This is a genomic window from Ruegeria arenilitoris (genome assembly GCF_013035315.1).
GTDB lineage: Bacteria > Pseudomonadota > Alphaproteobacteria > Rhodobacterales > Rhodobacteraceae > Ruegeria > Ruegeria arenilitoris_D.
The window spans coordinates 24,866-47,781 of sequence record NZ_WQHP01000005.1 but is presented as its reverse complement, the minus strand read 5'-3'; the positions used below and the strand labels follow the sequence as shown (position 1 = coordinate 47,781).

Genomic DNA, 22,916 nt, shown 5'->3' with positions numbered 1-22,916 from the left:
CCAGCGCTTGCCAAACCCCGGCCAATCGCCAAAGTTGGGGCGATGACCCGTGATGAGTTCAACAGCTTTTGCGCCAGCCTCAAGGCCACCAGCCACGTCGTGCAGTGGGGCAATGCGGACGTGTGGAAAGTGGGTGGCAAGGTCTTTGCGATTTGCGGCTGGAATGATGGTGCGGATGCGTTCACCTTCAAGGCCACCGATCTGGCCTTTGAGGTGCTGGGCGATGAACCCGGCATCCGCCCAGCGCCGTACCTGGCGTCGCGGGGGATGAAATGGCTGCAAGTCTACGAGGAACGCGGGATGAGCGACACCTCGCTGCGCGAGCATATCTTGACGTCTTATGATTTGGTTGTGGCCAAGCTGACCAAAAAGCTACGGGCTGAACTGGGCGTTTAACTCTTCATTGCCTGCAAAAGTTCCAACAAGCCTTTCCGGTCGTCATCGTCGGTATAGTCGCCCGTGGCCAAACGCTCGGCGATGCGCAGGCGCAGGCGTTCCTGCTGGGTTCGCACCTCCTCGCCTGCGGTCTCGGCCAGCGTCTTCATGATCACCGCCACCGCCTGTTGTCGCTTGGTGGTGGGGTTGGCGATGTAATCGACAAGGCTCTGCTGCCCGGAATCGAGGATGTTTTCGGCCAAAGCCCGCAACTGCTCGCCATTGGGCAGCAGCGGGGCGGGGGCTCCTTCGGGCGGCAGGATTTCCGGCACGCTGCGCGGGGTCTCGGCCAGAGCATTCGCGCCGTCGACAAAGGCTTCGGTGATCATCCGGGTAATCCTGATCGCGCGCGGGTCCTTGAACAGGGCCGAGGCGATGGCCACGCCGTAATCCGTATAGACCCAAGGATTGACCCGCCGCCCACCGCGGCCCTTGGGTTTTGAGATCACATTCTGTGATTGCAAATCGGCGACCTCGGCATCGGTCAGCTGAAAGCGGTAGCCCTCGAACAGGTCCTTGTTGCGCGAGACCGCCTGATTGAAGGCGCTGACGGATTTTCCGTAGAACTGAGCCAAATCCTCGGCCAGTACCACGCGGGTACCACGCACCCGTTGAATTGCTCTTTGGACCTCATGCGTGCTGGGCAGGGTGTTGGGTTTCGTCATATCAGCCGTTTGGAATCACAATCTGTGATTGCGAACGTGGAGGAGAGAGGGCTGCGCTGCAACCTTGTAGTGTATGGATTTTGTCGATCGAGACAGGACTTGAGGTAGTGTCAGCCGCTTGCCTTGCCCAAATAGGCAAGTCGATAGGCGAGGGCGACACCGCCCGCGCCTCCGACTACATTGCCGACTGTCACCCAAAAAAGGTTGCTGATGGTGGCGCCCCAACCGAGTTCGGCACCTGCTAGTGCACCCTGAGGCAGCAGGTACATATTTGCGATCGAGTGTTCGAGACCCAACAGAACAAACGCCGCAATTGGCCAGAGTATTGCCATGACCTTTCCCACGACCGATCTGGCGGCGAAGCTCAGCCAGACGGCAAGGCACACTAAGGCGTTGCACAGAATGCCTCGTACAAAGGCTTGCGTTGGAGAGAGATCAATCTTGCCATTTGCGATCGCTGCAGCAGTGGCCCCCATTGGTCCTTCCAGCAAACCGCTTGCAGCGCAAGCCAGGACTAGTGCGACGGCTCCGACTAAATTCCCAAGATACACGAATCCCCAGTTCCTCAAAAGGTCACGCATCGAGATTTTTCGGTCCACCGCCGCGATGGTCATCAGCGCGTTTCCGGTGAACAGTTCCGCCCCACCAACGACCACAAGGATCAGGCCCAGAGAAAACACCACCCCACCAAGAAACCGGGCTGGCCCAAATCCGGGATCTACGCCGGTCATAACCATAGTGTAGGCGGCCCCGCCGAAGCCGATGAAGACACCTGCGAGTATTGCAAGTGTCAGCGTTTGAACGATGGAAAGATGTGCCTTTGCGACACCAGATGTTTCAACCAGTTCTGCAATCTGTGCAGGTTTGTAAGCGTCTACGCCGGTTGGATTGTGAGCCTTCATACGTCGCACACTGCCAACATATTCATGTTTCGACATTGATCCGGATCAAGGCCACACGACGAAGTACAGAGGTTCAGCCCAAGGCTTGTGCCAACTAAACTGCTAACTTGATCTCGACAGCCACTTTTGTCCTATCGCTTCCTTCTCTTCACGTTCCCACCCCGCTGCCCCGGACGCCCAGCCGTTGATCGCCCGCGCGATTTCACCGCGTCTTCCGAGGCTTTCTCGACCGCCCATTGGCGCGCCATGGGGTCGTCGGCGACGGCCAGATCGACCGCTTCCAGACGTTTGATTTCATCGCGGATGTTGGCGGCCTCTTCGAATTCCAGGTTCTCGGCGGCTTTGCGCATTTGCTCGCGCAGGCCGTCCAGATGGGCCTCGAGGTTGGCGCCGTGCATCGGTTTGTCGATGGTGGCGGTGACGCGGTTCATGTCGACGTCGCCTTCGTAGAGACCGGCCAGAACGTCCTCGACATTCTTCTTCACCGTCTCAGGCGTGATGCCGTGCTCTTCGTTATAGGCGATCTGTCTGGAGCGGCGGCGGTTGGTTTCGTTTAGCGCGCGTTCCATCGAGCCGGTGATCTTGTCGGCATACATGATCACCCGGCCATCGGCGTTTCGCGCAGCGCGGCCGATGGTCTGGATCAGCGAAGTCTCAGACCTCAGGAAGCCCTCTTTATCTGCGTCCAGAATCGCGACCAGCCCGCATTCGGGGATGTCGAGACCCTCGCGCAGCAGGTTGATGCCGACCAGCACGTCGAAGGCCCCTAAGCGAAGGTCGCGCAGGATTTCGATCCGTTCCAGCGTGTCGATATCCGAGTGCATGTAGCGCACCTTGATACCCTGTTCGTGCAGGTATTCGGTCAGATCCTCAGCCATGCGTTTGGTCAGCGTGGTGACCAGCGTGCGATAGCCATCAGCGGCCACTTTGCGCACCTCGTCCAGCAGATCGTCCACCTGCATGGAGACGGGACGGATTTCGACCTCGGGGTCCAAGAGGCCCGTGGGGCGGATCACCTGTTCGGTGAAGACGCCGCCGGTCTGTTCGATCTCCCACTTCGCAGGCGTCGCCGAGACGAAGACGGATTGCGGGCGCATGGCGTCCCATTCCTCGAACTTCAGGGGGCGGTTATCCATGCAGGACGGCAGGCGGAACCCGTGTTCGGCCAGCGTGAACTTGCGCCGATAGTCGCCCCGGTACATGCCGCCGATTTGCGGGACGCTGACATGGGATTCGTCGGCAAAGACGATGGCGTTGTCGGGGATGAATTCGAACAGGGTCGGGGGTGGTTCACCCGGCGCGCGACCTGTCAGATAGCGAGAATAGTTCTCGATCCCATTGCAGACGCCGGTGGCCTCGAGCATCTCAAGATCGAAGTTGGTCCGCTGTTCCAGCCGTTGCGCCTCCAGCAATTTGCCTTCGCCGACCAGTTGATCCAGCCGGATGCGCAATTCCTTTTTGATCCCGATGATCGCCTGCTGCATTGTCGGTTTCGGCGTCACGTAGTGCGAGTTCGCATATACTCGAACCTGTTCCATCGTCGCGGCGCGTTCGCCGGTCAGGGGGTCGAATTCGGTGATCTGTTCCAGCTCTTCTCCGAAGAACGAGAATTTCCACGCGCGGTCCTCAAGGTGCGCGGGCCATATTTCCAGTGAATCGCCCCGTACCCGGAACGAGCCCCGCTGAAACGCCTGATCGTTGCGGCGGTATTGCTGGGCGACCAGATCGGCCATCACCTGCCGCTGGTCATACTCGCTGCCCACCTTCAGGTCCTGCGTCATCGCACCGTAGGTTTCGACCGAACCGATACCGTAGATGCACGAAACCGAGGCCACGATGATCACGTCATCGCGCTCCAGCAACGCCCGGGTAGCCGAGTGGCGCATCCGGTCGATCTGTTCGTTAATCTGGGATTCTTTCTCGATATAGGTGTCCGACCGCGGCACATAGGCTTCGGGCTGATAGTAGTCATAGTACGAGACGAAGTATTCGACCGAGTTCTCAGGGAAGAAGCCCTTGAACTCGCCGTAGAGCTGCGCCGCCAGCGTTTTGTTTGGGGCAAGGATGATGGCGGGGCGCTGCGTTTCCTCGATCACCTTGGCCATGGTGAACGTCTTGCCCGTGCCGGTCGCGCCCAGCAGAACCTGATCGCGTTCCCCGTCCATAACTCCGCCAGCCAGTTCTTTGATGGCAGTCGGCTGGTCCCCTGCGGGTGCGAATTCAGTGTGCATGACAAACTGCTTGCCGCCCTCAAGTTTCAGGCGCGCGCGGACGTCTTCGGCGGTCAGTTGCGTCTTGTCGGAATGGGCGTATGGCATGGACAGGCTCCGGGTCTGGCCCTTACATTTGTTCTTATTTTGTCCAACTGCAAGGCCTGATCCGGCTTGGAAACTCAGTTTCAGTAATAGGCGAACTGCATGTACGGGATTTCGTCTGCCTGTGCCTTGTCGGCGAGGGCTTTCAGGTTGCCATCCAGAACGCGGCTTATCATGGCTTTCATAAGCGTTTGACCAATCAGCCAGCCCAAGGGACCGTATTTCATCTGGTAGTCCATGCTCCAAATCACACGCGAGCGGCCGCCGGCCAAGGGTTCGATTGTAATCGCCGCATACGCTTCGGTCAGCGGCATGGCCGCCATTTCAGACAGGCGCACCCGGTACCCCTTGTTGATGTGCCACTCGGTGACTTCTTCGACCAGCGAGGTTCCGTTTGCGAAGTGGCAGCGCCGTTTTGATCCGACGCCGATTTCGCCTTTGGTCAAAGCATCGACCGAGGTGACCTGCGGTGCGAAGTCATCGATATGCATGAAGCGGCTGAGGATAGCCCAAACGGCATAGGGCTGGGCGTCAATGCTAAGGCTTCTTTCGTGGTGGATCATGTCGGTGTCCTTTTCATGGGGTGTTACGATTCATAAACGGGTCTGGTGCCAGTTTCTGTCATCAGGCGCCTGAGTGACCGCGACAATTGCCACCTTGTCCCGGCCTGCGCTCTGACGCATAAACATTGCCAGCCAAGTGAGGACGGAGAGGCGACATGCGCGCACGGATTTACAAGCCTGCAAGGAATGCGATGACTTCGGGTATGGCCAAGACCCGCAAGTGGGTTTTGGAATATGCGCCAGCGTCCGCGCGGGAGGTCGATCCGCTGATGGGTTGGACGTCGTCTGATGACACGCAAACTCAGGTACGGCTGAAGTTCGACACCAGGGAAGAGGCGTTGGATTACGCCAAAGACAATGGGATCGAGGTTCAGGTCAGTGAGCCGCACAAGCGCAAACCCAACCTGCGCGCGCGTGGCTATGGCGAAAACTTCGCCACTGATCGGCGCGCGCCCTGGACACACTGAATGATCGAAATCCGTGAAGCCGACCCGACCGCGGACGCACTGCGCCCGGTCATAGAGGCTCATTTTGCGCATAGTGAAACAGCCGGGCCTGCGGAAAGTAACCACACCATGGATGCTGATGCGTTGGCCGGGAACGGGATTCGGTTCTGGGCCATGTTCGATGGCGATCAGGCGGTTGGTTGTGGCGCTCTGAAAGCTCTGCCCGATGGTACGGTCGAGGTGAAATCGGTGCACATCGTGGCGCAGGCACGTGGGCGCGGTCTGGCGCGCAAAATGATGAATCACCTAACCGATGTCGCCCGCGCTGAGGGAGCAAAGGCCCTTGTTCTCGAGACCGGTGCCGCGCATCTGCCGGACTATTTGGCGGCCCGTAAACTCTATGAACGGCTTGGCTATTCCTATTGCGGGCCAATTTTCGGGTATGAAGATGATCCGAACAGCGCCTTTATGCGCTTGGCTCTTGAACCCCGGAACTAAAAACCGCAAGAAGGGCCCAGCGGTCCCGTAGCTCAACTGGATAGAGCAGCTGACTTCTAATCAGCAGGTTGAGGGTTCGAGTCCTTCCGGGATCGCCATTTTCGCCAATATTTGGATGCGCTTACCGCGATACCAGCGGGGCGGCGACTGGATGAGTTACGTATTCCAATGCGTAGATATTGCCCCAGCTGATCCTGGTTTACGCAAGATATTGCCATAGCGACTACGCGTACGGGCAAGACTTTGCCGATTGAGACGGGTCCAGTCTTTTGCACTGCTATCTGCCCGTTTATTGCCCAACGTGGCTTCGACATATGCGCAAAAATGGAGAGTTGGGGATGACTCAGGCCAGCACACTTGAGCGGGAAATGCTAGAACTGATCAACGCCGAGCGTACCTCGCGCGGCCTTGAGCCCCTTGCGCTTGAACTTCGTCTGAATGCGTCGGCGGAAGAGCACAGCCAATGGATGCTGGCGACCGGGAACTTCTCTCACACCGGCGAGGGCGGCAGTTCGGCCACTCAACGTATGCGTGACGCAGGCTTTGTTTTGTCTGGTTCATGGGGGACCGCTGAAAACATTGCCTGGCAAAGCCAACGTGGAGAGCCCGGGTTCTCGGACGACGTCGTGGGGCTGCACAACTCGCTCATGAACAGCCCCGATCACCGCGCCAATATTCTTGATCCGAACCTGAGGTATATCGGCATCGGGATTGAAGTCGGCTCATTCGGCGGCGTTCCCGCAATCATCGTCACTCAGAATTTTGCGCGTACCTCGGCTGCGGTGCAGGTTGATACGAGCGGTGCATCAGAGACACCTTCAGAACCAGTGGTCGTCGCACCTGAGCCGACAGAGCCAGCGGATGGCCCCGGGTCGACATCGTCGCTGGAAACCGTGTCTTTTGGCGATTCCGAAACGGTCAGCGGAACCCCGGAAGAGTTGGATCGGGATGTCGTCACAGGGTTTGAAGCTGGCAAATCGCTTGTCATCGAAGGGGTCGAGGTCAGCCGCTCGAATATCCGGTTCAACAGCAACTCGGACTTGGAAGTTGACACAGACGGCGATGGCGATACGGATTTGACGATCCTGCTGGGTGACGGTCGGGCGGATGGTGACGTTTTTGTCTTTACCAAGGATGGAAACACAGTCGTCAGTTACGCGAATTTCCTGCCGGGCCTTGCGCCCGGAGTCCGTGTTGCGGACAGCGCGGTCAACGGGATCGTCAGTAAGGACTTCCTTGAAGGTGACGGCACCGCGGATTTCCGCGTTGAGATGGTCAATCTGGGAACCGCAGATTTCAACAATGTTCTGGGCGTCTATGACATCCTTGAAAATGGCCAAATTGCAAATGTGCGCCTTATCTTTGCCAACACCAAAGAAGCCAACGGAGCGGTAGAGCTCAGCAATCTTGCGGACGGAAACCGCCTCGGGTTCTTCGTTGTTCAGGATGGGGCGGCTTGGGCGGCAGGTTTGTCCGATACCGACGATCTTGGGTTCATCGCCAGCAACGGCGGTTTGGCTGATGTGGATGATGAATTCGACTTTGTTCTGACGGTGAACGGGGATTCGGCGGGCGTTACCACTTTCCACTCGGAAAAAGCGACACTGAACGCCGATGATCAGCAACACGCGCTGTCCGGAATCGCCAGAGGCGGTGAGGCGATGATCATTGGATTCGAAGATCTGACCGGTGGCGGGGATTTTGATTTCGAAGATGTCGTCTTTTCCGTTACCCGTGTCGAGGCGGACGCCGTTTAATCTGGCGTGTAGCGGGCGCAAGTAAATCAATGACAGCACGATAAAGCCGAAGGAGACTTCGGCTTTCTTCAGCGATCAATTTCCCCAAGACACAACAAAACCAAGAGCAGGCTGCGTGCCTGTCGGGCTGTCTGAGGGATGCTGAGGACAAGGCGATCCCTCGCAACTTTCCCAGGTTGATGAAAAAAAACTTGCAACCGGTTGCAAAGAGAAACATGCTGCGCGCGAAGACTGGATTCGGAGAAGCCGCATGCTCAAGATCGGATTGTTAGGGGCCGGACGGATTGGCCGCGTACATGCGCAAGCCATCAGTGAGCATCCTAAGAGCGTATTGGCTGCGGTGTCAGATGCTGTTCCCGAAGCGGCAGAAAGTCTGGCGGAAGAATATCAGGCCGAAACACGCAGTTCAGATGACATCATCGCGGATGCGTCCATTGATGCGGTTCTGATTGCCACGCCCACCGACACGCATTCCGACCTCATCGAGGCGGCGACTCGCGCGGGAAAAGCCGTGCTTTGCGAAAAACCCGTCGATCTGGATCTGGATCGGGCTATCACATGTCAGACAAACGCATCGGAAACCGGTCAGCCGGTTATGGTCGGGTTCAACCGTCGGTTTGATCCCAATTTCTCGGCGCTAAAAGCCTCGTTCGAGGCAGGAGAAATCGGCAAGGCGGAACTTCTATCGATCACATCTTTCGACCCGGCCCCGCCACCTATCAGCTACGTCAAAGTCTCGGGCGGTTTGTTCCGGGATATGATGATCCACGATTTCGACATGGCGAACTTTCTGATGGGGCAGTTGCCCACAATGATTTCGGCCGTCGGAACATCAGTTGTCGACCCTGAGATCGGTCAGGCGGGGGACTATGATACCGCTGTTGTTACAATGACTTACGCAGATAGCAGGGTCGCTGTAATCAAGAATTCCAGACGCGCCGTGTATGGTTATGACCAGCGGGTTGAGCTGTTGGGATCAAAGGGGCTGCTTCAGGCGCATAACATCCTGGAAAACTCGGTGGTGAAGTCGACGGCGGATGGTGTTGTCGGTGCCAAGCCGACCTACTTTTTCCTGGAACGTTACATGACTGCTTACCGGACAGAATGGAGTGCATTTGTTGACGCTGTACAAGCCGGGGCGGATATGCCGGTCACTTTGGAAGACGGCGTCGCAGCACTGGCGATGGCCGAGGCTGCGACCCGTTCGGCGCGCTCCAGAACGCCGGTGATGATGAGTGATGTTTTGAAACCGGTTGCAAAATGATCGGATTTACGGAAACTGGACAAAGCCCCGGTTCACTTGGGGGCGGAGGAGATTCGGCCAAGACCGAATGACTGGGGCTGAAGCCCAGACAATACGATTGACAGTTCTATTGGGAGGAATGGAAATGAAAACGTTCGTAAAAGGGGTTCTGATGGCCAGCGCCGTCGCATTCGCCGGTGCCACTGGCGCGGCAGCGGAGGGCGAGAAGTACATTCTGATCAGCCACGCCCCGGACAGTGACAGCTGGTGGAACACCATCAAAAACGGCATCGCCTTGGCGGGCGAGCAAATGGGCGTTGAGGTTGAATACCGCAACCCGCCCACCGGTGACCTGGCAGACATGGCCCGGATCATCGATCAGGCCGCAGCTTCGGGACCAAATGGCATCATCACCACTCTGGCCGACCCGGACATTCTGGAAGGCCCGATCAAGGCGGCTGTGGATTCTGGCATCGACGTCATCATCATGAACACCGGGACACCAGAAAAGGCGCGTGAGGTTGGCGCGCTGATGTATGTGGGCCAGCCGGAATACGACGCCGGTTTCGCTGCAGGCCAACGCGCCAAAGACGATGGCATCGGATCTTTCTTGTGTGTGAACCACTACATCGTGCAGCCGTCCAGCCAGGAACGTTGCCAAGGCTTTGCCGACGGTCTGGGTATCGAGTTGGGCGAGCAGATGATCGACGCGGGTCAGGACCCGGCCGAGATCAAGAACCGTGTTTTGGCGTATCTGTCAGCTAACCCTGAAACGGAAGCAGTTCTGACGCTCGGCCCGACCTCGGCTGACCCGACCATTCTGGCGCTGGAAGAAAACGGCATGGCTGGTGACATCTACTTTGGCACCTTTGACCTGGGTGGAGAGATCGTCAAAGGCATCAAAAGCGGCGTGATCCAGTGGGGTATCGACCAACAGCCCTTCCTGCAGGCCTATCTGCCGGTTGTCGTAATGGCCAACTACCACCGTTACGGCGTTCTGCCGGGCAACAACATCAACTCGGGTCCCGGTTTCGTGACCGCAGACGGGTTGGAAAAGATCGAAGAATTCGCGGGCGAATACCGCTGATCTTCATAACGGTGCGGACGCCGGTCGTGTGTCCGCACCCCCTTATTCAAGCATTCAGAACGACGCGCGAAGGAGGCAACAATGGCTGAGTCAGCGCAAACCGCAAGCGGCGGCGACGAGCGGATCAAAGAGATCTCACCCCTGCGCCGAGCCCTGATCCGCCCGGAATTGGGTGGCATGGTCGGCACGGTGGCAGTGTTTACGTTTTTTCTGCTGTTCGCCTTTGACAGCGGTATGTTCACCGCCCAGGGCGTGATGAACTGGTCTGTGGTTTCTGCTCAGTTCATGATTATCGCGGTTGGGGCCTGTTTGCTGATGATCGCGGGTGAGTTCGACTTGTCGGTTGGTTCGATGATTGGCTTTGCAGGCATGATGATCGCGATCTTTTCCGTCACGCTCAGCTGGCCGGTCTGGATGGCCATCATCGTAACTTTCGTGCTTTGCGTTTCGATCGGGGCGGTCAACGGGTACATCGTTGTTCGCACGGGCCTGCCCAGCTTTATCGTGACGTTGGCATTCCTGTTCATTCTGCGCGGTTTTACCATCTATCTGCCCCAGACCATCGAGCGGAAAACCATCATCGGCGGCATCCGCGACGTGGCCGAGGGCGACTGGCTGGCATCGGTTTTCGGCGGCAAGATCGGGCAGGGCTTTTTCGTCTGGCTCGGTGACAACGGCCTGATCGAAACCTTCGAACGTGGCACGCGCCAGGGGCAGCCGGTGGTCGACGGGATTCCGATGCTGCTGGTCTGGGCACTGGTGATCATCATCTTTGGCCACGTGCTGCTGACAAAGACCAAGTTCGGAAACTGGATCTTTGCCTCGGGCGGAGACGCCGAAGCCGCAAGGAACTCGGGTGTTCCTGTGAACCGGGTCAAAGTTCTGATGTTCATGTTCACCGCCTTCTGCGCGACCGTCTTTGCGACCTGTCAGGTGATGGAGTTCGGCTCGGCCGGTGCGGACCGTGGCCTGCTCAAAGAGTTCGAGGCCATTATCGCCGTGGTGATCGGTGGCGCGTTGCTGACCGGCGGCTATGGCTCGGTTCTGGGTGCGGCTCTCGGGGCGCTGATCTTTGGCGTGGTTCAGCAGGGGCTGTTCTTTGCAGGGGTCGAAAGCTCGCTGTTCCGAGTGTTCCTCGGCGTTATCCTGCTGGGAGCCGTAATCCTGAACACCTACATCCGTCGTATCATCACAGGAGAACGCTGAGATGACCGAAGATACCAAATTCCATCACGGCGACGCGCAGGACCAGAAACCGATCATTCGGATGGTCGACATCCAGAAGCACTTTGGCTCTGTGATCGCCCTTGCCGGTGTCAGCTTTGATCTGAAACCGGGGGAGTGTCACTGTCTGCTGGGGGACAATGGTGCGGGCAAATCGACCTTCATCAAAACCATGTCCGGTGTCCACAAGCCAACAGCCGGTGAGATCTTCTTCGAAGACAAGCCCATGCATTTCGAAGACCCGCGTGACGCCATTGCAGCCGGGATCGCTACAGTGCACCAGCACCTTGCGATGATCCCGCTGATGAGTGTCAGTCGGAACTTCTTCATGGGTAACGAACCCACGCGCAAGGTCGCCGGGATCAATTTTTTCGACAAGAAACTGGCCGATGAAATCACCATGGAAGAAATGCGCAAGATGGGCATCAACCTGCGTGGACCGGATCAGGCCGTAGGTACCTTGTCCGGTGGTGAGCGTCAGACGGTTGCAATTGCTCGTGCGGTGCATTTTGGTGCCAAGATCCTGATCCTGGACGAACCGACTTCGGCGTTGGGCGTGCGTCAGACTTCCAATGTTCTGGCGACTATCGATAAGGTGCGAAGTCAGGGTGTGGGCGTGGTTTTCATCAGCCACAACGTGCGCCATGCACTGGCTGTCGGCGATCGCTTCACCGTGTTGAACAGGGGACAGACGCTGGGCACCGCGAAACGCGGCGAAATCTCGCCCGAGGAACTACAGGACCTGATGGCAGGCGGTCAGGAGCTGGCCGAGCTGGAAGGGTCATTGGGCGGCACGGTCTGACGCGTTCCCGCGTGGACCGGACATATTGAAGAAACTAGAATTCAACCGACTGGCCGGGGTGGCCTTAAGTTGAAAGGGATCACAATGGGCAAGACAATCAGACTGACCGCAGCGCAAGCTCTGGTCCGCTATCTGGGCGCGCAGATGAATGAGGCCGGAGAGCCATTCATCGCAGGTGTCTGGGCGATTTTTGGTCACGGCAATGTGGCCGGATTGGGTGAGGCGTTGCATGCCGTAAAGGACAGCCTGCCGACCTATCGCGGCCATAATGAGCAGACCATGGCGCATTGTGCCATCGCCTATGCTAAGCAAATGCGACGTACGCGGGGCATGGCTGTAACCTCGTCCATTGGGCCGGGTGCAACCAATATGGTCACGGCAGCCGCGCTGGCCCATGTGAACCGGTTGCCGGTTCTGATCATTCCCGGCGATGTCTTCGCGACACGTGGCCCTGATCCTGTGCTGCAACAAATCGAGAGCTTTGGCGACGGAACGGTCAGTGCCAATGATTGCTTCAAGCCTGTCAGCCGGTACTTCGATCGAATTTCACGGCCCGAACACCTTTTAACCGCGTTGCCGCGCGCGTTCCGCACGATGACGGACCCGGCGGACTGTGGGCCGGTGACTTTGGCTTTCTGTCAGGACGTACAGGCCGAGGCGTACGATTATCCGGAAAGCTTCTTTGAACCGCGTATCTGGTATCAGCGCCGCATCCGTCCGGATGAAGGCGAACTGGCCCGCGCGGTCGCGGCCATCAAGGCGGCAAAGCGCCCGGTCATCGTGGCCGGAGGCGGTGTTCACTACTCGGGCGCAACTGATGCGCTGCAGAGTTTCGTGGAAACGCACAATATCCCGATCACCGAGACACAAGCTGGAAAATCCGCTCTGGCATGGGATCACCCGTTGAACCTTGGACCCGTAGGCGTGACCGGTGGCGAACCGGCAAACTCGGTCTGCGCCGAGGCGGATCTTGTGCTGGCCGTCGGCTCTCGCCTGCAGGATTTTACCACTGGGTCTTGGGGCCTGTTTTCCAACCCGGAACGCGAGATGATCTGCCTGAATACGGCTGCCTATGATGCAGAAAAGCACGGCGCGATGCCGCTGCAGTCAGACGCGCTTGTTGGGTTGGAGGAATTGGGCGCAGCGTTGCAGGGATACCGGGCCGATCCTTTGGCGGATACGCTGAAGGCCGAATGGTACGGCAAGGTCGACAAGCTGACGGATGCGCCGGGCGACGGAAACGCGCTGCCAACGGACATGCAGGTTGTTGGCGCGGTCCAACGTGCCTCAAATGACGATACGGTCGTTATGTGCGCCGCAGGAACAATGCCGGGAGAACTCCACAAACTCTGGAAAGCGCCGCGCCCAGGTGCCTATCACATGGAGTACGGTTTTAGCTGCATGGGTTATGAGATTGCCGGTGCGATGGGCATCAAGATGGCACAGCCGGATCGCGATGTGATCTGCTTTACCGGCGACGGAACCTATATGATGGCCAATTCTGAAATGGCGACGGCGGCGATGATGGGTGTTTCGTTCACCGTAGTCATTACCGACAACCGTGGCTTTGGCTGCATCAACCGTCTTCAGATGGGCACCGGCGGGGCCGAGTTTAACAACCTGCTGGACCATGCGGTGCATGAGAATCCCTCGGCCATTGATTTCGCGGCCCACGCGGCGGCAATGGGGGCAACCTCCGTCAAGGTCAGCTCGGTTGCTGAGCTTGAAGAAGCGCTTGCCAAACGGGGCGATGTCAAAGGGCCTTATGTGGTTGTCATCGACACTGATCCCTACCCCTCGACCGAATACGGCGGCACGTGGTGGGAAGTGGCGGTTCCCGAAGTCAGCATCCGTCCCGAAGTGAACGAAAAACGCGCAGCCTATGAGCTGGCGATTAAGGAAAGAAACACGAAATGAGCGTGAAAATCGGGATTTCTCCGATCGCCTGGCAGAATGATGATCTGCCGGACCTGACGGCGGCTTATACGATGGAGCAAGCACTGAAGGAAGCGCGTGAGATCGGTTATGTCGGTGTCGAACGCGGCCAGCGTATGCCCAGCGATACCGAAGGGTTGCGCGCATATCTCGAAGGCAATGACATTGCGCTGTGCGGTGGGTGGTGTTCGGGTGCGTCTCTGGTCAACGACTTCGCGACTGAACGCGAAGCCGTCCGCGAACAGGTCGAGCAGTTTGTGGCGCTGAACAGCCCGTGCATCGTCTATGCCGAATGCTCGAACACCGTTCAGGGGCAGGCCGGTACCCCGGTCAATAACCGACCCAAACTGTCTAGGGATGAGGTCTTGGCCTATGCCGCCAAGATCACCGAGTTGGCCAAATGGATGGGCGATCAGGGCATGCCGATGGCCTACCACCACCACATGGGCACGATCATCGAAACCGAAGACGATGTGAACTGGCTGATGGAAGGATCAGGTCCCGAGGTAAAGCTGTGCTTTGACACCGGCCACCTGCTGTTCGGCGGTGGCGATGTCATGGCCACCCTGAACCGTTGGGGGGACCGGGTCCATCATGTTCATTTCAAGGACATCCGTCCGACAGTTGTTCAGGATGTGCGCGAAAACGACCGTAGTTTCCTGGATGCCGTCGTCGCGGGCGCGTTCACAGTACCGGGTGACGGGTGCATCGACTTTCAGGCGGTGGCGAACGCTTTGAAATCCATGGGCTACGACGGTTGGATCGTGGTCGAGGCCGAGCAAGACCCGGCCAAGGCACCGCCCTACGAGTATTCCAAGAAGGGCTATGAGCATATTCTCAACGTCTGCGCGCAAGCAGGATTGGAGGTCCAAGCGTAATAACCAGCCCTGCGGGGCGACACCGAAGCCATGAAAAAGGGAGATGTCTCATGGTAAATCAAGAACTGGGTTTTGTTGGTTACTTCGACCGTGAATCCTGTGATCTGGATGAATTCAAGGTGTTGACCTCGCAGAGTCTTGCAGCCGAAGCGGTGCCCCATGCCGCCTCGATTGAAAAGAACGTTCCGATCTACGACATGCACGCATTGCGGCCGCTGTTGGACGACGCAGGCAAGCGCAAAGCTCTGTTGGCCGAGTGGGGCCATGTTTTGGGTAAATCGGCCGGAGTGATCGCCCTGAAGGGAGCGTTCGCAGATACATCTGTCATCGATCGCGCCAGCGATGTTTTTCGCCAGATCATCGAAGAGGAACGTCAAAGTGGTGCCGGCGAAGGCGATCACTTCGCCGCGTCGGACGCGAACGACCGGATCTGGAATGCGCTGCAAAAGCAGTGCCTGCGTGACCCCGAAGGATTTGCACTCTATTTCGGGAACACCGCGACAGCGGCGGCGTGTGAGGCGTGGCTGGGGCCAAATTATCAGGTCACCGCTCAGATCAACCAAGTGCGTCCTGGCGGTAAAGCGCAACAGGCGCATAGGGATTACCACCTGGGGTTTCAGAGCGCGGACAGCGCGGCGTGTTATCCGGCGCACGCTCATTTGGTTACGGCATCGCTGACGCTGCAGGGTGCAGTCGCGCATTGCGACATGCCGGTGGAAAGCGGACCAACCAAGCTGTTGCCCTTTTCCCAGTTGTATCCGCCGGGCTACCTTGCGTTCCACGACGAGAGCCACCGTGCCCATTTCGAGGAAAACTGCATTCAGTTGCCGTTGGACAAGGGAGATGCCGTTTTCTTCAATCCGGCGCTGTTCCACGCGGCGGGCGAAAACCGCAGCGCAGATATCAACCGGATGGCCAACCTGTTGCAAATCTCATCCGCTTTTGGACGCGCGATGGAAGCCATTGATCGGCGATCCATGTCCCAAGCGGTGTTCACCTCTCTCGTTGCCTTGAAACAACGTGGTGAACTGAGTGGGGCCGAACTGGATGCCGTTATTTCAGCCACGGCAGAGGGTTATCCATTCCCGACCAATCTGGACACTGACCCGCCCATCGGCGGCAACGCGCCCGAAAGTCAGGCCGATATTCTGCGCCGCGCGGTGGCCGAAGGATGGAGCGAAGGACAACTGGCCGAGGCGTTCTCGGCCCTGCAAACAAGGCAAGCTGCCTGAGGAACTAAAGGCGGGCCCGTCAAGCCCGCCTCATACGGAGAGAACACATGTCGGATCTGCTCAAAAAGCCCTTTGGGCGCAGAGGAAAAGTGCATGACATAACTCCGGCCAGTGCCGGGTGGCGCTATGTCGGGTTTGGCCTTTACCACCTGCGGGCTGGGGGTAGGGTCAGCGAGGCAACCGGCGATCGTGAGGTCATTCTGGTCATGGTCGAGGGCAAGGCCAGCATTACCGGGGCGGGGCAGGATTGGGGCGTTCTGGGCGACCGAATGAACGTGTTCGAGAAGACGCCGCCGCATTGCCTTTACCTTCCGAATGGCACTGATTGGACGGCTGTGGCCGAAACCGATTGCGTAATCGCTGTGTGTTCCGCGCCGGGCAAAGGTGGTCACGAAGCGCGCCGGATCGGCCCCGACGGTATCACCCTGACGAAACGGGGAAAGGGCGTGAACACGCGCTATATCAACAACATCGCGATGGAGGCCGAGGATTACGCCGACAGTCTTTTGGTGACCGAAGTCTTTACACCCAACGGCCACTGGTCGTCCTACCCCAGTCACCGCCATGACGAGGACGACTATCCCCGGATCACTTACCTGGAAGAGACCTATTACCACCGTCTGAATCCAGCCAACGGTTTTGGCATTCAGCGGGTCTATACCGATGACGGTCAGTTGGATGAAACCATGGCCGTTTCGGACGGAGATGTCGTGACTGTCCCGCGCGGTCATCATCCCTGCGGCGCGCCTTATGGGTTCGAGATGTACTATCTGAACGTCATGGCGGGACCGCTGCGGAAATGGCGGTTCGTCCCGGCCCCCGAGGTCGAATGGATCATGGAGCGGGACGGATAATCTGAACCGACCCCGCCCCCGGGCTTTACCCTTGTGGCGGGGCTCCAAAGGCGCGAATGACTATGCGCGCTGCGGCCTCGACCGGGTCATGGGTTTCTTTCAGGATCGTCACGCGATCGAATCGTTCCGGGTCGCGATTAACCGCCTCGCGCAGGGCGTGGCCGAATGCCATGCGCAGCTCGGTTCCGATGTTGAACTTGCAGATCGAAGTCTCACGCGCCAACCGGCTGCGTTGTTCGACCGGCACGCCTGAGCCGCCGTGAATGACCAAAGGCACGTCGGTTGCGGCGTCGATTTCCGCAATGCGGGCTTTGTCCAGCCCGCCCTCTTTGTTTTGCTGCAGGTGGACGTTACCCACTGAGATGGCCATCGCATCGACGCCGCTTTCGCGAGCGAATTGGGCAGCTTCGGACGGATCTGTACCGTTCGACCCTTCGCCACCGGAATAGCCAACGAACCCAATCTCGCCTTCGCATGATATACCGGCCGCATGCGCCATCTCGGCAATGGCGGCGGTTTCGTCGATGTTTTGCTGCAGCGGCTTGCGCGAACCGTCGAACATCAGCGAGGTGAACCCGCTGTCCAACGCGATCTTGCAGTCCTCGAACGTATAACCATGATCCAAATGCGCCACGACCGGAACCGAGGCGTTCTCGGCCAGATGGCGGAACATCTTACCCAGAATGGGCAGCGGAGTATGCTCGCGGCAGCTTGGGCCCGCTTGCAAGATCACTGGAGCATTTTCGGCTTCGGCTGCGGCCACATAGGCGCGCATGTCTTCCCACCCAAGGGTGACAAGGCCACCCACGGCATAACCTTGTTCATATGCCGGGGTCAGGACGTCTTTGAGAGTGACCAGTGTCATTTGAACTTGGCAATCATGTCTTTGATGCCCGGGATCGTTTCGACCTGATAGGCATGGGTGGGCTGGAAAAACTGGACCAGAGAGCGCTGTGACAGGCCGCCTAGGATCGTGAAGTAATACATCTCGTATCCGGGCAGCACACAGCAGGGGTGGTAGCCCTTGTCGATGCAGATCGTTGAGCCGTCGACGATGTGATAGGCGTCACCGGGCTCGTTGTCTTCGCGCTGCAACATTTGCAGGCCCGAACCCCAGTTCGGCTTGAAGCGGAAGTTGTAGGTCTCGTCGTGACGGGTTTCGTCCGGCAGACGGTTGGTGTCATGCTTGTGGCTGGGAAAGCCGGACCAGCCGCCCTGACCAACGGTGAACAGCTCACTGACCAGCAGGCGACCGACCTTGTCGTGCTGTTTCTGACCGAGGATGTGCTTGATCTTGCGATGAGTTTTGGTGTCGTCGCTGCCGTATTGAACCAAGTCGTGTTCGCGCACATCGAAGGGATCCAGAACCTTATCGTACTTAGCTCCCGCGATAAAAACTTCCGTTTCGTCTGAAACGCAGACCAGCCGAACTTTAGCGCCGACGGGAACGTAAACGCCTTCCGGGTCACCGTCCCATACATCTTCGCCGCGGTTGCCCAGCTTGGCGAAGTGTACGCCTTCAACGTCAACGTCGACACTGCCGGTGGCAGGAACGATGCAGGTCTCATAACCCGGCACCTGATACTCGAACGCCTCGCCGTTTTTCAGTTTGACGATGTTGAAGTAATTCAGCGGGACTGTGGGGTCATCGGCATCGACGATGGGTTTGTTCTGATTGTCATAGGGCGCGATATGCATGGAAGTCTCCTATGTCGTTGGGCCGGGATGAGAGGCGAGAAACGCGTCCAGTTCCGGCAATGTTGGCATGGCCGGGGCACACCCGGGTTTTGAAACGACGATTGATGCGCAGGCTGAACCGCGCATAACGGCGTCTTTCAGCTCGCTGCCTGCTGCAATTGAGGCCAACAGACCAGCCATAAAGCTGTCACCTGCACCATTGGGTTTCACGGCCGTAACCGGATAGATGCCGGTTTCGATTTCTTGCCCGTCTGCAAACGTGATCGCGCCTTTTTCGCCCATCTTGTAGATGACGATGCGCCCCGGTTTTGCGGCCAGTTCCTTTGCCTTGTCCAAGCCCTTTTCGATGCCTCCGGCCATGAACCCGAACTCTTCGTCATTGCCGACGATCAGATCGCTGGCCTCGCCTGCACGCGACAGGACCTCAGCGGCGACTTCGGGGGATGGCCAGCTGTACGGGCGGTAGTCAACGTCGAAAATGACTGGCAATCCCGCATTGCGGGCGTTGTCGAAAGCGCGAAACGTGGCGCTGCGCGACGGTTCCGAGGCGAACACCGTCCCGGCAGAGATCACCGCCGAGAACTTAACGTAGTCGACCTTGTCCATATCATCTTCGGTCACCTGAAAGTCGACAGCACCATTTCGGTAGATGACATTCTGGAAATTCTCGATCCGGCTTTCGTAGACGGCCAGCGACATGCGGTATTCGCCACCGACGACCCGGATATAGGACGTATCGACGCCGTAATGCGCCAGCTTGTTCAAACAGAACCGGCCCACGGCATCATCTGAGACCGAAGTGATCAGCGACGCCTGGCTGCCCAGTTTGACCAGCCCGGCGCAGATGTTCGCCGATGACCCGCCCAGATCCGCGTGGAACGTGTCGGCGTCTTCGCTTTTGACGCCAACAGGATCGGCATAAAGGTCCATGCCAGCACGGCCAAAGACCGCAAACCGGTTTCCTTTGATACCGTCTATCAAAGCGTTCACGTCGTTACCTCCGGCAAAAAGGGGCTGGCGAGGATCGTTGGTCCTTGCGTTGAATCGATTCACACGATACTGATTTTGCAACCGGTTGCAAATACATTGTTCGGAGCCGTGACGGATGCCTGAAATCGGAATTGGAATCGTTGGTGGCGGCTATATGGGCAAGGCTCATTCGGTCGCGATGTCTGCCGTCGGCGCGGTGTTCAACACTGCGCTTCGACCGCGTCTTGAGATGATTTGCGCGTCCAGCCCGGAAAGCGCCGAGCGGTATCGTGCAGCCTATGGTTTCCGACGGTCGACCGAGGATTGGCGCGCGCTGGTCAATGACCCGGCGGTCGAGGCCGTCGTGATTGCGTCGCCGCAAACAACGCATCGTCAGATTGCTGAGGCGGCGTTCGCATTGGGCAAGCCGGTTCTGTGTGAAAAACCACTCGGTTCGTCGCTGGAAGATGGTCAAGCCATGGTCGCAGCGGCCGAGGCAGCAGGTGTCGCCAACATGGTGGGGTTCAACTACGTCCGGACCCCGGCAACCCAGTTTGCACGCCAGCTGATTGCGCAGGGAGAGCTGGGTGACATCACCTGGTTCCGCGGCGAGCATACCGAGGATTTTTATGCCGACCCCGACGCTCCGGCGACGTGGCGCACGACCGGAATGGCCAACGGTACAATCGGCGACTTGGCCCCGCATATGGTCAACGGCGCCATTGCCCTGATCGGGCCGATTATCGAGGTTATGGCCGAGGTCGAAACCGTTCACCACGAGCGTCCCGGTGGGCAGGTAACCAATGATGATCACGCCCAGATCATGTGCCGCTTTGCCAATGGCGCGATGGGGAACATTTACGTCAGCCGGATCTCTACGGGCCGCAAGATGGGCTATGCCTATGAAATATCGGGCACCAAAGGTGCCATCAGGTTCGATCAGGAGGATCAGAACGCCCTGTGGTTCTACCGTCGAGAAGGGCCTGAGGCGGAACGAGGTTTTACCAAGATCCTGACAGGCCCCGCCCATCCGGACTATGAGCCGTTCTGCCAGGGACCTGGACATGGGACCGGCTATCAGGACCAGATCATAATCGAGGCCAAGGACTTCCTTGAGGCAATTCATACCGGAAAAGCGATCTGGCCAACGTTCCGTGACGGGCATGAGGTCAACCGTGTTCTGGCCGCGGCTTTGGCATCATCCGAGCGGCGGCAATGGCAACAAATCGGCGACTTCTGAGCGCTGAAAACAACAAAAACACCAAAGAGAGACGAGAACCATGGCAAAGCTGAAATGGGGAATGATTGGTGGTGGCGAAGGCAGCCAGATCGGACCTGCGCACCGTTTGGGCGCACTGGCCGACGGGATGTTCGAATTCGCCGCCGGCGCGCTGGATCATCGACCCGATGTCGGTCGCGAATACGCCGAAAGGCTGGGCGTCGCTGCGGATCGTGCCTATGGCGACTGGCAAGAGATGCTGGCGGGTGAAACGGATCGGGCGGACCGAATTGATCTAGTGACGATCGCTACGCCGAATTCGACCCATTTCGAAATCACCAAAGCGTTTCTTGAAGCCGGGTTCAACGTCCTGTGCGAAAAACCTATGACCATGACAGTGGAAGAGGGGGAAGAGATCGTGCGCGTGGCCGAAGCCTCGGGCAAGATTTGCGCGGTGAACTACTGTTACTCCGCTTACCCGATGGTCCGACAGGCCCGTGCAATGGTGCGCGCAGGGGATATCGGTAAAGTCCGGCTGGTCGTGACCAATTTCAGCCACGGTCACCACGGCGCTGCCACCGACGCGGACAATCCTCGTGTCCGCTGGCGTTATGATCCCGCGATGGCCGGCGTGTCTGGGCAGTTCGCCGATTGCGGTATTCACGCGCTGCACATGGCCAGCTTTATCAGTGATGACGAAGTCAAAAGCCTGTCGGCCGATATGGCGTCGACCATCTCTAGCCGCGAACTGGAAGATGACGCGATGGTCAACTTCCGCACCGAAGGCGGCGCGGTTGGACGGTTGTGGACTTCGTCAGTGGCTATCGGCCGCCAGCACGGCTTTGACATTCAGGTATTTGGTGAAACCGGTGGCCTTCGTTGGGCGTCCGAGCAGCCCAATCAGTTGATCTATACCCCGGTGGGTGGCCGTACGCAGATCATCGAAAAAGGCGAAGGCGGGCTGCATGACGAAGCGCAGCGTCTTTCCCGTGTTGCCATCGCGCATCCCGAAGGTTTCCCTCTGGCGGTTGCAAATATCTATTGCGATCTGGCCGACGCGATTGTGGGAAAGGTCCGGGACGGTCTGCCCACGCCGTCTGATGGGGTCCGTTCCATTGCGGCGGTCCATGCCGCGGTCGCCTCGTCCAAGGCAGACGGAGCCTGGACGGACGCGCGCCCGCCGATGTTCCGTTGATCAAAGGCGGGGCCGCAGAGTGCCCCGCTCGATCACACGACAGGGAAAGATCCGCGCCTCGGGATAGCGGTCCGGGTCTTTCAGCATCTCTTCGACCAGATCGACCGACGATGTGATGATTTGTTTGATCGGCTGGTGAATCGTCGTCAGGTTCACGCTCTCCCAGCGGGACATCTCCATGTCGTTCAGCCCGATTATTCCGATGTCCTTGCCGGGCTTCAGGCCATGATCCGACAATGCGGACAAGGCACCAATGGACAGAATATCATCGCCGCAGAAGTACCCTTCTGCCGGTTTTTCCTCCAACAGCGCCAGCATTTCCTCACGTCCGGCCTCAAACGAATACGCGCCTGCGAACGAGTGAGAAACTTCCAGATCGGGGTGTTTCTCGACCTCTTCCATGAAGCCGCGATATCGGTCCATCGCCGAGGTCGCATCTTTGGGGCCGCCCAGATATCCGATTCGCTTGTAGCCGCGCGCCCGCAGTTCGCGGGCCGCCATACGACCGCACTCAACGTTATCGATCCCAACCACATGCACCTCGGGTGAGGTTGCCGAGCGCCCAAATGTGTGAACCACAGGAACCCCTGCGTCGTGAAAGGCTTTGGCAAAACTGGGCGGCAAAGTGGACGAAGCGACGATCGCCGCATCGACCGAATATTGCCGCAGCATCCGGACCGAATTGGCCGGTTCTGTTTCGTCGGTCAAATTCACGATCAGCGGGCGCAGACCTCGTTCCTGCAAAGCCCGCGTGAACTGGTCGAACACCTCAAGGAAGATCGGGTTGTGAAAGTTGTTGGAAATCAAACCGATCAGCTTGGTGCGCCCAGTCGTGAGCGAGGAGGCCAGCGCATTTGGGCTGTACCCCAGCTCTTTCGCGGCCTTTTCAACCTTGCTGCGGGTCTTAGCAGAAACGGACGCACCTTCAGTGAATGTCCTGGAAACGGCAGACCGCGATACACCGGCCAGTGCGGCCACGTCCTTTAGGGTCACACCCAT

The 22,916-nt window shown here is 58.3% G+C and carries 22 protein-coding genes and 1 tRNA gene; 15 read left to right on the top strand and 8 right to left on the bottom strand.

Annotated elements, in window-relative coordinates; genetic code table 11:
* The first annotated feature begins 42 nt into the window (after positions 1 to 42).
* Positions 43 to 396, top strand: a complete 354-nt coding sequence (locus GOV53_RS12020) for an MmcQ/YjbR family DNA-binding protein (protein WP_170466970.1) — start codon at positions 43 to 45, stop codon at positions 394 to 396.
* Here GOV53_RS12020 and GOV53_RS12015 read toward each other — a convergent pair.
* The 4 genes from GOV53_RS12015 to GOV53_RS12000 form a co-directional block, all read right to left on the bottom strand.
* Positions 393 to 1,100, bottom strand: a complete 708-nt coding sequence (locus tag GOV53_RS12015; protein ID WP_170466968.1) for an ORF6N domain-containing protein — start codon at positions 1,098 to 1,100, stop codon at positions 393 to 395. The two genes, GOV53_RS12020 and GOV53_RS12015, sit on opposite strands and share 4 nt — an antisense overlap.
* A 110-nt stretch (positions 1,101 to 1,210) precedes the next feature.
* Complete coding sequence (locus GOV53_RS12010; RefSeq protein WP_254439276.1) at positions 1,211 to 2,038, bottom strand: formate/nitrite transporter family protein; 828 nt, start codon at positions 2,036 to 2,038, stop codon at positions 1,211 to 1,213.
* Positions 2,039 to 2,133: 95 nt separating this feature from the next.
* Entirely contained in the window at positions 2,134 to 4,320 is a 2,187-nt protein-coding gene (uvrB, locus tag GOV53_RS12005; protein WP_170466966.1) for an excinuclease ABC subunit UvrB, read from the bottom strand.
* Positions 4,321 to 4,400: 80 nt separating this feature from the next.
* Entirely contained in the window at positions 4,401 to 4,880 is a 480-nt protein-coding gene (locus tag GOV53_RS12000; protein WP_170466964.1) for an SRPBCC family protein, read from the bottom strand.
* 155 nt (positions 4,881 to 5,035) lie between these two features.
* Here GOV53_RS12000 and GOV53_RS11995 point away from each other — a divergent pair, with 155 nt between their 5' ends.
* From GOV53_RS11995 to iolB, 12 genes are all read left to right on the top strand, one after another.
* Entirely contained in the window at positions 5,036 to 5,347 is a 312-nt protein-coding gene (locus tag GOV53_RS11995; RefSeq protein WP_170466962.1) for an ETC complex I subunit, read from the top strand.
* A complete protein-coding gene (locus GOV53_RS11990) occupies positions 5,348 to 5,824 on the top strand; it encodes a GNAT family N-acetyltransferase (RefSeq protein ID WP_170427122.1) in 477 nt (158 codons plus the stop codon).
* A 21-nt stretch (positions 5,825 to 5,845) separates the two neighbouring features.
* Positions 5,846 to 5,922 (top strand) — tRNA-Arg (locus tag GOV53_RS11985).
* Positions 5,923 to 6,162: 240 nt separating this feature from the next.
* Positions 6,163 to 7,581, top strand: a complete 1,419-nt coding sequence (locus GOV53_RS11980; RefSeq protein WP_170466960.1) for a CAP domain-containing protein — start codon at positions 6,163 to 6,165, stop codon at positions 7,579 to 7,581.
* Positions 7,582 to 7,831: 250 nt separating this feature from the next.
* On the top strand, positions 7,832 to 8,845 hold the full coding sequence (gene iolG / locus GOV53_RS11975) for an inositol 2-dehydrogenase (RefSeq protein ID WP_170466958.1): 1,014 nt from the start codon (positions 7,832 to 7,834) through the stop codon (positions 8,843 to 8,845).
* A 124-nt stretch (positions 8,846 to 8,969) separates the two neighbouring features.
* Entirely contained in the window at positions 8,970 to 9,911 is a 942-nt protein-coding gene (locus tag GOV53_RS11970) for a sugar ABC transporter substrate-binding protein (RefSeq protein ID WP_170427125.1), read from the top strand.
* Positions 9,912 to 9,992: 81 nt separating this feature from the next.
* Positions 9,993 to 11,117 (top strand): ABC transporter permease, encoded by a 1,125-nt coding sequence (locus GOV53_RS11965; protein WP_170466956.1) that lies wholly within the window; start codon positions 9,993 to 9,995, stop codon positions 11,115 to 11,117.
* Between the two features lies 1 nt (position 11,118).
* Complete coding sequence (locus tag GOV53_RS11960) at positions 11,119 to 11,937, top strand: ATP-binding cassette domain-containing protein (protein WP_170466954.1); 819 nt, start codon at positions 11,119 to 11,121, stop codon at positions 11,935 to 11,937.
* A gap of 84 nt (positions 11,938 to 12,021) precedes the next feature.
* Positions 12,022 to 13,854, top strand: coding sequence for a 3D-(3,5/4)-trihydroxycyclohexane-1,2-dione acylhydrolase (decyclizing) (iolD, locus tag GOV53_RS11955; RefSeq protein ID WP_170466952.1), 1,833 nt, complete (start codon positions 12,022 to 12,024; stop codon positions 13,852 to 13,854).
* Complete coding sequence (gene iolE, locus GOV53_RS11950) at positions 13,851 to 14,750, top strand: myo-inosose-2 dehydratase (protein WP_170466950.1); 900 nt, start codon at positions 13,851 to 13,853, stop codon at positions 14,748 to 14,750. Before iolD ends, iolE begins: the two co-directional genes overlap by 4 nt.
* Positions 14,751 to 14,800: 50 nt before the next feature.
* On the top strand, positions 14,801 to 15,982 hold the full coding sequence (locus GOV53_RS11945) for a phytanoyl-CoA dioxygenase family protein (protein ID WP_170466949.1): 1,182 nt from the start codon (positions 14,801 to 14,803) through the stop codon (positions 15,980 to 15,982).
* Positions 15,983 to 16,029: 47 nt separating this feature from the next.
* Positions 16,030 to 16,836, top strand: coding sequence for a 5-deoxy-glucuronate isomerase (gene iolB, locus GOV53_RS11940; protein ID WP_170466947.1), 807 nt, complete (start codon positions 16,030 to 16,032; stop codon positions 16,834 to 16,836).
* Positions 16,837 to 16,861: 25 nt separating this feature from the next.
* Here the strand turns inward: iolB and GOV53_RS11935 are convergent, their stop codons facing one another.
* From GOV53_RS11935 to iolC, 3 genes are read right to left on the bottom strand one after another with little or no spacing between them, the layout of a single operon-like run.
* The gene (locus tag GOV53_RS11935) at positions 16,862 to 17,701 is read right to left on the bottom strand and encodes a class II fructose-bisphosphate aldolase (RefSeq protein WP_170466945.1); all 840 of its coding nucleotides are present in this window, start codon (positions 17,699 to 17,701) and stop codon (positions 16,862 to 16,864) included.
* The gene (locus GOV53_RS11930; RefSeq protein WP_170466943.1) at positions 17,698 to 18,534 is read right to left on the bottom strand and encodes a 5-deoxy-glucuronate isomerase; all 837 of its coding nucleotides are present in this window, start codon (positions 18,532 to 18,534) and stop codon (positions 17,698 to 17,700) included. The genes GOV53_RS11935 and GOV53_RS11930 overlap by 4 nt, the downstream gene beginning before the upstream one ends.
* Before the next feature lie 9 nt (positions 18,535 to 18,543).
* Positions 18,544 to 19,524 carry a 5-dehydro-2-deoxygluconokinase gene (iolC, locus tag GOV53_RS11925; protein WP_170466941.1) on the bottom strand — a complete coding sequence of 327 codons (981 nt, stop codon included), beginning with the start codon at positions 19,522 to 19,524 and terminating at the stop codon, positions 18,544 to 18,546.
* Positions 19,525 to 19,639: 115 nt separating this feature from the next.
* On the opposite strand from iolC, the gene GOV53_RS11920 reads away from it, so the two are divergent.
* Together GOV53_RS11920 and GOV53_RS11915 are read left to right on the top strand one after the other, a co-directional pair.
* Positions 19,640 to 20,743 carry a Gfo/Idh/MocA family protein gene (locus GOV53_RS11920; RefSeq protein ID WP_170466939.1) on the top strand — a complete coding sequence of 368 codons (1,104 nt, stop codon included), beginning with the start codon at positions 19,640 to 19,642 and terminating at the stop codon, positions 20,741 to 20,743.
* Between the two features lie 40 nt (positions 20,744 to 20,783).
* Positions 20,784 to 21,917: a Gfo/Idh/MocA family protein gene (locus tag GOV53_RS11915; RefSeq protein WP_170466937.1), complete on the top strand. Its 1,134-nt coding sequence runs from the start codon at positions 20,784 to 20,786 to the stop codon at positions 21,915 to 21,917.
* Here GOV53_RS11915 and GOV53_RS11910 read toward each other — a convergent pair whose 3' ends face one another.
* Complete coding sequence (locus GOV53_RS11910; protein WP_170466935.1) at positions 21,918 to 22,916, bottom strand: LacI family DNA-binding transcriptional regulator; 999 nt, start codon at positions 22,914 to 22,916, stop codon at positions 21,918 to 21,920. It abuts the gene before it with no gap.